The organism is Parafrankia irregularis (genome assembly GCF_001536285.1).
GTDB lineage: Bacteria > Actinomycetota > Actinomycetes > Frankiales > Frankiaceae > Parafrankia > Parafrankia irregularis.
Genome location: NZ_FAOZ01000006.1, coordinates 22,157 through 35,694, shown reverse-complemented (window position 1 = coordinate 35,694; position 13,538 = coordinate 22,157). Strand labels below are relative to the sequence as shown.

At 71.1% G+C, this 13,538-nt stretch carries 9 protein-coding genes; 8 read left to right on the top strand and 1 reads right to left on the bottom strand.

What is annotated here, in order from left to right:
• Positions 1-26 precede the first annotated feature (26 nt).
• From ruvB to cutA, 8 genes are all read left to right on the top strand, one after another.
• Entirely contained in the window at positions 27-1,094 is a 1,068-nt protein-coding gene (gene ruvB, locus AWX74_RS11375; protein ID WP_054566530.1) for a Holliday junction branch migration DNA helicase RuvB, read from the top strand.
• A gap of 112 nt (positions 1,095-1,206) precedes the next feature.
• Positions 1,207-1,743: a preprotein translocase subunit YajC gene (gene yajC / locus AWX74_RS11370; protein WP_091274822.1), complete on the top strand. Its 537-nt coding sequence runs from the start codon at positions 1,207-1,209 to the stop codon at positions 1,741-1,743.
• A 211-nt stretch (positions 1,744-1,954) separates the two neighbouring features.
• The gene (secD, locus tag AWX74_RS11365; RefSeq protein ID WP_091274819.1) at positions 1,955-4,096 is read left to right on the top strand and encodes a protein translocase subunit SecD; all 2,142 of its coding nucleotides are present in this window, start codon (positions 1,955-1,957) and stop codon (positions 4,094-4,096) included.
• Position 4,097: 1 nt separating this feature from the next.
• Positions 4,098-5,333, top strand: coding sequence for a protein translocase subunit SecF (gene secF, locus AWX74_RS11360; RefSeq protein ID WP_091274816.1), 1,236 nt, complete (start codon positions 4,098-4,100; stop codon positions 5,331-5,333).
• A 186-nt stretch (positions 5,334-5,519) separates the two neighbouring features.
• Positions 5,520-6,074, top strand: a complete 555-nt coding sequence (locus AWX74_RS11355; RefSeq protein ID WP_006540894.1) for an adenine phosphoribosyltransferase — start codon at positions 5,520-5,522, stop codon at positions 6,072-6,074.
• Between the two features lie 202 nt (positions 6,075-6,276).
• The gene (locus AWX74_RS11350; protein ID WP_091274814.1) at positions 6,277-8,856 is read left to right on the top strand and encodes a RelA/SpoT family protein; all 2,580 of its coding nucleotides are present in this window, start codon (positions 6,277-6,279) and stop codon (positions 8,854-8,856) included.
• Positions 8,857-8,879: 23 nt separating this feature from the next.
• Positions 8,880-11,477, top strand: coding sequence for a RelA/SpoT family protein (locus AWX74_RS11345; RefSeq protein WP_091274812.1), 2,598 nt, complete (start codon positions 8,880-8,882; stop codon positions 11,475-11,477).
• A 196-nt stretch (positions 11,478-11,673) separates the two neighbouring features.
• On the top strand, positions 11,674-12,003 hold the full coding sequence (gene cutA, locus AWX74_RS11340) for a divalent-cation tolerance protein CutA (RefSeq protein WP_006540897.1): 330 nt from the start codon (positions 11,674-11,676) through the stop codon (positions 12,001-12,003).
• Between the two features lie 10 nt (positions 12,004-12,013).
• Here cutA and AWX74_RS11335 read toward each other — a convergent pair whose 3' ends face one another.
• A complete protein-coding gene (locus tag AWX74_RS11335) occupies positions 12,014-13,483 on the bottom strand; it encodes a helix-turn-helix domain-containing protein (RefSeq protein WP_091274810.1) in 1,470 nt (489 codons plus the stop codon).
• Between the last annotated feature and the right edge of the window lie 55 nt (positions 13,484-13,538).

Here is a 13,538-nt window from a genome sequence, read left to right as displayed (position 1 = left end):
GCGGCGTGGGGTGTCCGGGGGGTGTCATGACGGCGGACGACGGCGGCCTGGTCTCCGCCGCGGCGACGCCCGAGGAGAGGGCGTTCGAGGCGGGTCTGCGCCCGCGGACGCTGAGCGAGTTCGTCGGTCAGCGGAAGGTGCGTGAGCAGCTCTCCATCATGCTGGAGGGTGCCCAGGGCCGCGGGCGGCCACCGGACCATGTGCTGCTCTCGGGCCCGCCGGGGCTGGGCAAGACGAGCCTCGCGATGATCATCGCCGAGGAGCTGGGAGTCCCGCTGCGGATGACCAGCGGGCCGGCGATCGAGCGGGCCGGTGACCTGGTCGCGATCCTCACCGCGCTGACACCGGGTGAGGTGCTGTTCCTCGACGAGATCCATCGCATCGCCCGACCGGCGGAGGAGCTCCTCTACGCGGCGATGGAGGATTTCCGGGTCGACGTCGTCCTCGGCAAGGGCCCGGGCGCGACGGCGATCCCGCTGGACCTCGCCCCGTTCACCCTGGTCGGCGCCACGACCCGGTCGGGCCTGCTCACCGGGCCGCTGCGGGACCGGTTCGGCTTCACCGCGCACATGGACTTCTACGGGGCCGACGAGCTGGCCCTGGTCCTCGCCCGGTCGGCCCGGCTGCTGGGCGTCAGGCTGACCGACGACGGCGCGGCTGAGGTCGCCGGCCGTTCCCGTGGCACGCCCCGCATCGCCAACCGGCTGCTGCGCCGGGTCCGCGACTACGCCGAGGTCCGGGCCGACGGTGTCGTCTCCCGGGAGGTCGCCCAGGCGGCGCTGCGGATCTACGACGTCGACGGGCTTGGCCTGGACCGGCTCGACCGGGCGGTGCTGGACGCGCTCGTGCGCCGTTTCGGCGGGGGTCCGGTCGGCCTCGGCACGCTCGCGGTGTCGGTGGGTGAGGAGGCGGAGACCGTCGAGGACGTGTCCGAGCCGTTTCTCCTGCGAGCCGGGCTGCTGGTGCGTACGGCACGGGGCCGGGTCGCCACACCGGCGGCGTTCACCCATCTCGGGCTGGAACCGCTCGCTGACGGTCTTGGCAGGTCACAGGCATCCATGGCGCTCTCCGGCGACGACTCGCCGCAGGCCTGAACGGACTGCCACACGAGATGTCCGGCTTCGCCGGGAATCGCACCAGCGGCCTGCCCGCAGTGCGCGCGGCGCACCTACGTACGATCAGCCGCGACACTCAGGAGGGTAGGACGTGCAGGTACTCGCGACCATGACGACCGCGGCGGACAACGACGGCGGCAGCTCCATCAGCGGACTGATCTTCCCGCTGCTGATCGTCCTGCTGATCGTCTACTTCTTCTCCACCCAGCGGCGCCGCGCGAAGGCACAGCAGCAGCAGCTCGCGCAGATCGTTCCCGGCACGCTCGTCGTGACCACCGCCGGCCTGTACGCCACGGTCGTGGAGCAGGACGGCGCCGACATCCTGCTCGAGATCGCGCCGGATGTCGTTTGCAGGTTCAGTCGCAACGCCGTGGCACGGGTGATCAGCACGCCGGACTCCGATGCCGCTGACGGTGAGCACGGGGAGCACGGCGACGACGCGACCGCCTCCGCGAACCCGCTGGCCAAGACGCATGACGCCGACGAGGCCGGGGCGGCGGACCATGACGCGAAGCCATCCGGTTCCACTACGGAAAGTGACGGCACGGACGGTGCCGGTGACGGCGACCGCGCCGGCGGTGCGGACGGGGCGGCTGGCCGGCCCGGCGGGCCGCGCAAGGAGCTCTGACCCGAGGCCGTACCCCGGGGTTCCCGCATCCGGAACCCCGGGATCGTGGGTGTCGTGGGGCTGCCGTGGTGTTTGCTGCCGGGACCGTCACGTGCCTGTCGGCTGCGGGTGGTGTTACGTCAGGGCTGTTGGAACGTACCCTCGGTGACACTCGTTCGGAATCGTTGGGCGCCGCCGAGAGCGGTGACGGTGTGTGAGGAAGGACCTGGCATTGGCACGTCGCTCGGCACGAGCGTCGGGAGGCATCTCCGTCGGCGCCCGGCTCGGAGCACTTGGTGCTCTGCTCGCCATCCTCTTTGGCCTCATGGCGGTTACCGGCACCTGGACGCCCAAGCTCGGCCTTGACCTCCAGGGCGGGACGAGTGTCATCCTCACGCCACGGTCGGTGACCGGTGGCTCGATCGACGACTCGTCGCTGAACAAGGCCGTCGACGTCATCCGCAGTCGCGTCGACGGCCTCGGTGTCGCCGAGGCCGAGGTGCGCCGCACCGGCGACACCATCGAGATCTCCGTGCCCGGCCGCGGCCGCAACGACGTCGTGGCGCTGGTGGGCCAGACGGCGGAACTGCGGTTCCGTCAGGTTGCCGGGTCGGCTGCCGCGCAGTCCCCGGCTACGCCGACCCCGTCGGCGACCGGCAGCCCGTCCGCGACGACGGCGCCGTCCGCCACCCCTTCCACTGGTGCGACCGCGAGCCCGAGCGGGGCGGCGGCTCCGGCCACCGGCTCGCCGGCGCCGGCCGCGACGAGCGCGCCGGCCACCCAGAAGCCGGCTGCGCTCGGTCTCCCCGGAGCTGACAGCGGGTCCGGCCTCACGCTCCAGCCGGCGGCGTACACCGCACCGGCGGGCGCGGGCGGGGCACGCATCCAGCTCGCGGCGGCCACCAACACGACCAGCCCGGCGGCGGCGAGCACGCTCGCGGCCGCGGCGGCGACGAGCTCACCTGCGGCGGCCGCGACGGGCCAGCCGAGCGCTGCCGCCACGACGCCCGCGGCACCCGCCGCGTCCGCGTCGCCGTCCGCCGACCAGGCCGCGAGCGGCACCAGCACGGACGCGACGACACCGCCCGCCGATGTCCAGGAGAAGTTCGCCAACCTCACCTGCACGGCCAGCGGGGTCCGCGGTTCCGCGGTGAGCCTGGACCGCCCCGAGGACTGGACCGCCGCCTGCGACCGGGACGGCACGACCAAGTACCTGCTCATGCCGGCGGCCCTGGTCGGGACGGACGTGAAATCGGCCTCGGCCGGCCTGCTCAGCGGTGGCGGCACGACGAGCGTGACCACCGGCCAGTGGGTCGTCAACGTCGACTTCACCGGCAACGGCCAGAAGAAGTTCACCGCGCTCACCGAGAAGACGGTCGGCAGCCAGGTCGCGATCGTGCTCGACGGCGTGGTCCAGTCCGCGCCGCAGACCAACGAGCGCATCTCGGGCTCGGCGCAGATCTCGGGGGACTTCTCCCAGTCCGAGGCGCAGGACCTCGCCGACGTCCTGCGGTTCGGCGCGCTGCCGCTGGCCTTCGAGCGTTCGCAGGCCGAGTCGGTGTCCCCGACGCTCGGGCGTGAGTCGCTGCACGGCGGTCTGCTGGCCGGTGCCATCGGTCTCGGCCTCGTGGTGATCTACTCGTTCCTCTACTACCGTGCGCTCGGCGTCGTCGTGATCACCTCGCTCGCGGTGAGCGCCGCGCTGAACTATGCCGCGGTCACGCTGCTCGGGGACGCGATCGGCTTCACCCTGACGCTGGCCGGTATCGCCGGTCTCATCGTCTCGATCGGTGTGACGGCCGACTCGTTCGTCGTCTACTTCGAACGGATCAAGGACGAGGTCCGCGCCGGCCGGAGCGTGCGGACGTCCGTCGACCGCGCCTGGCCGGCGGCCCGGCGGACCATGCTCTCCGCTGACACGGTGTCCTTCCTCGCCGCGGCGGTGCTGTACATCCTGTCGGTCGGGTCCGTGCGCGGGTTCGCGTTCACTCTCGGCCTGTCGACCCTGGTCGACGTGCTGATCATGTTCATCTTCACCCGCCCGCTCGTCACGGCGCTGGTCCGCCGGCCCCTGTTCAGCACCAGCCGGTACTCCGGGCTGACGGTGCGGTCGGTGGGCGGATCGGCGCAGTCGCGGGGACCGCGGCTGGCCAAGCGCCCTGCGGGGCCGGGCCGTCCGGCCGCGGCCGCCGCCGGTGCGGGTGCCGGTGACGACGTGGATCCCGGCTCCGTCGACGGGGACGGCGACGGCGACGGCGACCAGGCGGATGACGGCGGGTCAGGCCCGCCGAACCAGGCTCCCCGGCTCACGAAGCCGGGGCCGGCGCGGCAGGGAACGGGCCGGCGCACGGCCGGGCAGAGGCGGGAGCACTGACATGTCGATGCTGGGGCGTCTCTACCGCAGCGAGTTCCACGTCGACTTCGTCGGCCGCCGGCGTGTCTGGTACGTCGTGTCCGGGGTGCTGCTCACGATCTGTGTGCTGAGCATGATTGTCCGCGGGTTCACGCTGGGTATCGAGTTCAAGGGCGGGGCCGTCTTCCAGTTCCCGGCGAACGGCGGCACCGTCGAGCAGGTCAAGGATGTCCTCAGCGACAGCGGGGTCGATGCCTCCGACAGCGTCGTCCAGCAGCTCGAGACGTCCAAGCAGTTCCGGGTCCAGACACCCACGCTGTCCGACGAGGAGACCGCGCGGGTGGAGGACGCCCTCGCGAAGCGTTTCAACGTCGCGAACCCGGATGAGAACATCGCGGTCTCGACCGTCGGGTCGTCCTGGGGATCCACCATCACGAACAAGGCGATCAAGGGTCTGATCGTCTTTCTCGTTCTGGTGATGATCTACCTGTCGGTGCGGTTCGAGTGGAAGATGGCCGTGGCGGCGATGGCGGCGCTCATCCACGACCTCGTCGTCACCATGGGTATCTACTCCCTGGTCGGCTTCGAGGTCACCCCGTCCACGATCATTGCTGTGCTGACCATTCTCGGTTTCTCGCTGTACGACACGGTCGTGGTCTTCGACCGGGTACGGGAGAACACCGCCGGAATGGCGACGTCGTCGCGGCGGACCTATGCGGAGGCCACCAACGACGCGCTCAACGAGACGCTGGTCCGGTCGCTCAACACATCACTGATCGCGCTCATCCCGGTGGCGTCGCTGTTGTTCGTCGGCGCCGGGCTGCTGGGTGCCGGCACGCTGAAGGACCTCGCGCTCGCCCAGTTCGTCGGTATCGCCTCCGGTACCTACTCCTCGCTGTTCTTCGCGACCCCGCTGCTCGTGGACCTCAAGCGCAACGAGTCGGAGGTGCGTGCGCTGGACGCCAGGGTGGGGCGGGCCCGGGCGAGCCGGGCCAGGTCGGCCCGCGCCGCCGAGACCGGGCAGACCAGCCGGTCGGTGCGGTCCCGTCAGGGCGCGGACCCGGCCGGTGCGGACGCCGACGTGGACGGGCCGGACGTGCACGAGCCCGGTGACGCCGTGGGCGTCGCCAGTGGGATGCGCACCGCCTCGGCGGCCGCCGCGGCTGGACATGTCGGTGTTCCGTCCGCGCAACGGCGTGGCCCGCGGTCGAAGCCGACCCAGCCCCGGCGTTCCGGTGGTAAGAAGCGTTCGCGCTAGGGGGACGCAGGTCCGTCGCGCGTAAGGCAGGGCGAGGCCGGTGCGAAGCCGGGCGAACTGTGCGAAGTATCATGAAGTAGATGTAAGACGCGTAAGACGCAAAACGGATAAACCGGCACGGCATCGGCGTGGACACGGTCGCCCGATCGGGCGACGACGAATTTCTGAAGCGGAGAGGTCACCACGATGACGAGCGTCGAAAGCGGGCCGGCTCTGGGTGCGGCAGCGGAGGTGCTCGCCGCCCACGTCCGCGATGTCCAGGATTTCCCCAAGCCCGGAGTCGTCTTCAAGGACATCACCCCGCTGCTGTCCACCCCGGCGGCGTTCGGGGTGGTCATCGGTGCCCTTGCGGACCTCGCGCGAGACCTGTCGGTCACCACGATCGCGGGGATCGAGGCGCGCGGATTCCTGCTGGCGGCACCGGTCGCCGACCGGATCGGCGCGGGCCTCGTCCCGGTGCGCAAGGCGGGCAAGCTGCCGGGGGCGACCCGCCGCGAGACCTACGACCTGGAGTACGGCACCGCCACCCTGGAGATCCACCAGGACGCGGTGGCCGCGGGGGAGCGGGTCCTGCTCGTCGATGACGTGCTCGCCACCGGTGGAACCGCCGCCGCCGCGCACAACCTGCTGCGTGGATGCGGCGCGGACGTGGTCGGCCTCGCGGTCCTGATGGAGCTGAGTTTCCTGGCCGGGCGTGACCGGACGGGTGCGCTGCCGGTCACCTCGATCATGACTCTCTGATCGGCCGAGCCGGTCCGGCGTCACCACGTTCCGTTGGGTGGCAGGTGTTCGAGGGGTGGGGCGCGCCACGGCCACCTGCGTGTGGCCGCCGCGGGGTCTGCCCGGGGTTGCGGAAGGCCGCGCGGACCAGCAGCGTTAACCTCGATGTCAGGAGCCTTTCGCACATCCGTGCCATGGCCGAAGCGCAACGCAGGAGCGGCCCGTGCCCGAGGCGCCGCCGGTGACCACCGGAGCTGTGCCGGCGGCCGCGTCATCCGTCGGGGAGACGCGGCCGGTGCCGCCTGCCCTGAGCACGGAGGGGTCCGCCGCACGCGGCGAGGCCGGCCACGGTGAGGTGACCCAGGCCGCGGCCGGCGGGTCCCAGGCCGCGCCCGCGTCGTCCGCGGTGTCGATGGTGTCCGCGACGGCGGGCGGTGAGGACGACGCGGAGAGCGGTTCCCCGGTGGTGCCACGGCTGGGCCACGAGTCACCGCCACTGCCCCGTCGGGTGCGGGGGCGCTTCTCGCGCCTCGGCACTCATCGGGCCACCCCGCCGTCATCGTTGGACCCGGTGCTGCGCGGGCTCGTCGCGAACCATCCGCGGGCTGACATCGCGCCGGTGCAGCATGCCTTCGAGGTTGCCGACGCGGCGCACGCCGGCCAGGTCCGCTTCTCCGGGCACCCGTACATCACCCATCCGATCGCGGTCGCGAGCATCCTGGCCGACCTCGGGATGGACATCCCGACCCTGTGCGCCGCGCTGCTGCACGACACCCTGGAGGAGACGGACCTCCCGCCCGAGACGATCGAGGCCGAGTTCGGCCCGCAGGTGCTGCAGATCGTCGACGCGGTCAGCAAGCTCAACCGGGTCAAGGTCGGCGAGGCGGCGCAGACCGAGACCATCCGTCGCATGGTGGTCGCGATGGCCCGCGACCCGCGCGCTCTGGTGGTGAAGCTCGCGGACCGCCTGCACAACATGCGCACGCTGCGCTTCCTGCCCGAGCACAAGCAGGAGCGCAAGGCCCGCGAAACCCTGGAGATCTACGCGCCACTGGCCCACCGCCTCGGGATGAACTCCCTCAAGTGGGAGCTGGAGGACCTGGCCTTCGCCGCGCTGTACCCGAAGCGCTACGACGAGATCGTCCGGCTCGTCGCGGACCGCGCGCCCAGCCGGGACGTCTACCTCACCGAGACGTCCACGCAGGTCCAGACGCAGCTCGCCGAGGCGCGGATCAAGGCCGTGGTGACCGGCCGGCCCAAGCACTACTACTCGATCTACCAGAAGATGGTCGTGCGCGGCCGGTCGTTCGAGGACATCTACGACCTGGTCGGCATCCGGGTCCTGGTCGACTCGGTCCGGGACTGCTATGCCGCGCTGGGCACGGTCCACGCGAACTGGAAGCCCATTCCGGGCCGGTTCAAGGACTACATCGCGATGCCCAAGTACAACATGTACCAGTCGTTGCACACGACGGTCATCGGGCCCGAGGGCAAGCCGGTCGAACTGCAGATTCGCACCCATTCCATGCATAACCGGGCCGAATACGGCATCGCGGCGCACTGGAAGTACAAGGAGGACGGCACCGGCTCCCGCTCCGGCGGCTCGGGCTCCGGCTCCGGCGGCTCCGGCCGGCGCGGGGGAGCCAAGGCCGCCGGGGGTGCCGGCGGGACGGATCCGAACCTGCACAACTGGCTGCGCCAGATCCTGGACTGGCAGCGTGAGACCGCGGATCCGGGGGAGTTCCTCGACAGCCTGCGCTTCGACGCCGCCGCCGACGAGGTCTTCGTCTTCACGCCGAAGAGCGACGTCATCCCGCTGCCGCTCGGTTCGACGCCGATCGACTTCGCCTACGCGGTGCACACCGACATCGGCAACCAGTGCGTCGGCGCCCGGGTCAACGGCCGGCTGGCCGCCCTGGACACCGAGCTGGAGAACGGCGACGTGGTGGAGGTCTTCACCTCCCGCGCACATTCCGCCGGGCCCAGCGAGGACTGGCTGATGTTCGTGCGCTCCACCCGGGCCAGGACGAAGATCCGCCAGTGGCACGCGCGGGAGCGCCGCGAGGACGCGATCGTCGCCGGCCGGGACGCGATCGGCCGGGCGATGCGCCGCCATGGCCTGCCGCTGGCCCGGCTGATGGCCGGCGACGCGCTGCTGACGCTGGCGAAGGACATGCGTTACGCCGACGTCGCGGCTCTGTACGCGGCGGTCGGCGAGAACAACGTCAGCGCGCAGGCGGTGGTGAACCGGCTGCTGCAGAGCCTGGGCGGCCCGGAGAGCGCGGAGGAGGACGCGGCCGAGACCGAGCTGCCGATCCGGGCGCTGCGCCGTTCCGGCGGCGATCCGGGTGTGATCGTCACGGGTGCGGCGGACGTCTGGGTGAAGCTCGCGCGGTGCTGCACCCCGATGCCGGGCGACGAGATCGCCGGCTTCGTGACCCGGGGCAAGGGCGTCTCGGTGCACCGCACCGACTGCGTCAACCTCGTCAGCCTGCGCGGCGGCCCGCACGACCGGACCGTCGCGGTGGAGTGGGCGCCGTCATCCGGCTCGGTGTTCCTGGTGGTGATCCAGGTCGAGGCCCTCGACCGGACCAGGCTGCTGTCGGATGTGACCCGGGTGTTGTCCGATCACCACGTCAACATCCTCTCCGCGTCGGTCACCACGACCCGAGAGCAGGTGGCGGTCAGCCGTTTCACCTTCGAGATGGGTGACGCCAAGCATCTCGGCCACATTCTCGACGCCGTCAGGTCCACCGACGGCGTGTACGACTGTTTCCGGGTCACCTCGGACGTACAGAGCTGACTGCGAGCGCGAGGGGGCACGCCGTGAATGCTGAGGCCGCGGGAGCGGGTCTGCCGGCGGGCGGCTTCTCGCCCGCGCTGTCCCGAGCGGACGGCGACGACGGTGACTCGCGGACAGTCATCGCGGCCCGCCAGGCCAGCCTCCGACTGGCGCACCTGGCCCGCCGGATGGCCGCGCCGCGAACCCCGCAGGTGCCCCCCGAGCTGCGTGATCTCGTCGAGGCACACCGGGACTTCCACCCGAAGGCCGACATCGCCGCGGTGATCCGCGCCTACTCGGTGGCGGAGCGCCTGCACGCCGGCCAGACCAGGCGAAGCGGCGACCCGTACATCAGCCATCCGCTCGCGGTCGCGGAGGTCCTCGCCGAGCTGGGTGTCGACACCACGACCATCATCGCGGCACTGCTGCACGACACCGTCGAGGACACCGGCTACTCGCTCACCGCGGTCACAGCGGAGTTCAGCGGTGAGGTCGCCAACCTGGTCGACGGTGTGACCAAGCTGGACAAGATGCGTTTCGGGGAGGCCGCGGAGGCGGAGACCCTGCGCAAACTGATCGTCGCGCTCGCCCGCGACTACCGGGTCCTCGTCATCAAGATCGCCGACCGGCTGCACAACATGCGCACGCTGGGGTTCATGTCGCCGGCCAAGCAGGAGAAGATCTCGCGGGTCACGCTGGAGGTCCTGGCGCCGCTGGCGCACCGCCTCGGAGTAAGCGTGATCAAACGCGAGCTGGAGGACCGGGCGTTCGCCGTCCTCAACCCCGAGGAGCACCGCCGGATCTCCGGCCTGGTGGACGACTTCACCGCCGCGGAGCGGGCCAGCGGCACGGTCTCCGGGCTGGTGGACCAGCTACGGACGGCGCTCGCCGAGTCGCGGGTCGACGGTGCGGTCTCGGTCCGGATCAGCCACATCTTCTCGATCTTCAAGCGGGCCCAGGAGCGTGGCCGCGCGCCGCGGGACTACACCGACATCGTCCGCGTGCTCGTCCTCGTGGACGACGTCACGGACTGCTACGCCGCGCTCGGTGTCATCCACGGTGTGTGGCGCCCGGTGCCGGGGCGGCTGCGCGACTTCGTCGCGACCCCCAAGTTCAACATGTACCAGAGCCTGCACACGTCCGTGACGGACGACTCCGGGCGCACCGTCGACATCCAGATCCGCACTCCGTCCATGCATCGGCTGGCCGAGACCGGCATCGTGGCGAAGCCGGTCGGGCCGGGCGCCGACGGCGCCCGCCTCGAAGGCCTGTCCTGGCTGCACAGCCTGCTGGACTGGCAGGTCGACACGGTCGACCCGGGGGAGTTCCTGGAATCGCTGTCCTCGGACCTGAACTCCGACGAGGTGCTGACCTTCACGCCGAAGGGCAAGATGATCGCGCTGCCCGCGCGCTCCTCACCGGTCGACGTGGCCTACGCGGTGCACACCGATGTGGGGCACCGCGCCATCGGCGCCAGGGTGAACGGCCGGCTGGTCCCGCTGCACACCCGGCTGCGCAACGGCGACGTCGTCGAGATCCTCACCTCGAACCTGCCGGGAGCGGGGCCGAGCGAGGACTGGCTTGACTTCGTGCGGACCTCCCGGGCCCGAGTCCGGATCCGCAAACGCCTGGCCCGGCAGCGCCGGGATGCCCACGGGCGGTCGCCACACGGCATCGCGAGCGGCCGGACCTGGCCGTTCGGGCACTCGGGCGACCCCGCCCGGCGTGATGGCGCGACCGGGACGATCACACCCGGGAGGATCACACCCGGGCCGGTCGAGCGGCCTGGCCAGGCCGCCGGGACCGCCCACGGTGCCGGGAGCCCGGCCGACGCCACCCCGGATGCCCGGCCCGTGGACGCAGGCGTTCCGCAGACCGCACCGGCGGCAGGGAAGGCCGCATCGGCAGGGCAGACCGCACCGGCGGCAGGGCAGGCTGTCCCGACGGCGGCAGTCGCCCTCGGCGGCACCACCGCGCCCACCGCTCCGTCCGAGTCCACCGCTCCGTCCGAGTCCACCGCTCCTGCCGCGGCCTCGCATGACGCGGGCTCACGTGGCGCCCGGCGGGTGCGGCGTGCCGTGCCGGGAAAGCAGGGCGAGCGCTCGGGCGACGCCGGCGGTCTCGCGGGCCGCGAGACCGCCGGGGAGGTCGCGGCACGGGGCGCCGCCCGCCGCGGAACGCAGAACTGGGCGGGCTTCGCCGAGATCGAGGGCACGGATGTGCCGGTGCGTCTCGCGCGATGTTGTCTTCCGCTCCCCGGAGACAAGGTTGTCGGCTTCACGACGCACAGCAGTGCTGTCTCGCTGCATCGTCGGGAATGCGCGAACGTCGCCTCCTCGGCGTCATCACGCGAGCAGGTGACCGTGGCGGGATGGGCCGCTGCGGAGAGTCAGACCTTCCCCACCGAAATCGCGGTTGAGGCCTTCGATCGTTACGGCCTGCTGGCGGATATAACCGAAGTTCTCTCCGACACCTCCGCGTCGGTGCGTGCGGCGTCGACCTCGACTTCGGAGGACCGGGTCGCGCATGCCCGCTTCACGATTGAGGTCACCGGCCCCGAACAGCTCGATCGGGTGCTGGCGGCGGTACGCAGCGTTGGCGGTGTCTACGACTGTTACCGGGCCTGCCAGACGATCGTGTGACGCCGGGGGCCGGGATCCGGGAGACTTATGCGCTCCGTGTCGCTATGGTCCCGGAAGTCGCTTTTCAACATTCCCCGGCCCGATCGGGTCGTGTACCGAAAGAATCACCCGTGGTCATCGGTGAAAAAACGCCGGCGTCGACGGTGGTCCGATGTAGAGTATCTCGCATCGCCATCGGTTATGGGTGGGAGTACGCGTGGGATTCCTTCAGGTCATCACGAGCATCGACTCACCAGACGCAGCGGACCGTATCGGCAGGGCGCTCGTCGAGCGGCGCCTTGTTGCCTGTTTCCAGGTGGTCGGGCCGATTCGGAGCACTTACCGGTGGAACGGCGAGATCGAGCAGTCGGAGGAATGGCTCTGCCTCGCCAAAACAACGAGTGAACGGCTGGCCGACCTGATCGCGGAGATCACCGCCGCGCACCCATACGAGACGCCCGAGATCATTGCGACCCCTATCGTGTCGGGTCACACGGACTATCTCGACTGGATCACGGCGGAGACCGCCCCGTCGATCCGGAGCTGAGGCTCCGGCCTTACACGAGCGCGCGAAGCTGCTCGTCGAGATCCCGCACTGCCTGGGTGTTCTGCCAGGGCCGCAGATGCTCCCGGACCCGCCGGATCCTGGTGAGCCCCAGTGAGAAGTCGGTTGCCGCGACGATGGCCAGCGACTCGGCGGCGTACTGGGTCGCGGCGTCGATCTCCCGCCGCTGAATGTGCACCTCGGCGACATCGCCGAGTAACAAGGAGCGCTTCTTGGTGCCGCTGTGCGGAGACGTGGCACGCAGCGCCTCCGTCGCCGCGGCGTGGGCGGCGGCTGGCCTGCGCAGCCTCGTGTAGGTCGTGACCTTGATGCCGTCAAGCCGGCCACGGTCGAAGAACTGGGTCCAGACCCGGTCGCCGTCGTCGGCGCGGTCGAAGGCCTCCTGCGCGCGGTCCAACGCGGCCAGTGCCGCCCGCCCCTCGCCGCGGGCGGCCTGTTCCTCGGCCTCCCGCCCGGCCAGCCACGCCCGGGTCATGATGGTGCTCGCGCCCGCGGCGCGGCGCTGCGCCTCCGCCAGCAGCGCGCAGGCCTGGTCGTGACGACCGACCCCGGCGCTGTGGTAGCTCTCGTAACCCAGTACGCAGGCCCACAGCGCGCTGTCGTCGGCCTCCCGCGCCGCCTCGATCGCGACCCGGTAGTACGCCAGGGCGGCCGGGACGTCGTTCATGTCGAACGCGAGCCAGCCGGCCAGCGCCGCGGTCTCGCCCGCGGTCGCCGCGAGGTCGCGGCGTGCCGACGATCGGCCGCTGGACTCCAACAGCTGCGTGAGCGTCCCCAGATGACCGGTGACCCTGGGGAACAGGGCCCGGGCGGGTACGCGCTCCTCCAGGCTGTACAGGCCCGCCGTGCATCGGCTCAGCTCGTCCGTCAGCTCCGGGGTGACGGTGGTGCGCCGGCGCAGCGCCGCGGACAGCCGCTCCCACGGCGCGTTGTCGGGCCCGGCCGTGCCCAGCGGGACGACGGCGACGCCACCCGCGGCGGCGAAAAGCCGCAGGAACCCACGGCGCTCGACGGGAATGTCACCGGCTGGTTCGGCCCCGGCCTCGGCCTGGATGAGAACGGTTCCGGCCGGGCCGATGCCGTGGGAAAGCTTGTCCGTGGCGGCGGGGAGCCGGCCGGCCAGGCCGGTGCTGGGGTCGTCGTCGACGAAGCCGAGTTCAGCCGAGGAGCGCTCGAACAGCGCGCGCAACAACCGCTGGTAGCGAAGGCTGGGCTTTTTGTCGCCCTTCTCCCACTTGCAGATCATATTTCCGGTGACGCCGGCCTCGCGGCCCTCGTGGATGACGGAGAAGCGTCGGATCTCGCTCGCCAGGCGTTCCTGAGACCAGCCGCGTTCCTCTCGGCTGGTGCGAAGCCGAACGTTCGGAGTACGGGCCGGGCCGGCGGGGGCCGGCCTGGGGTCGTTTGGTCGCATGCTCCTTGGCGAGGTGTGACCCGCCGACGTTCCTGCCGGGCGCTCCATCGGGACCTCCGAGTCAAGCAGTTGACTTCAGGAGCTTAACCGTGTGTTAGCAAAG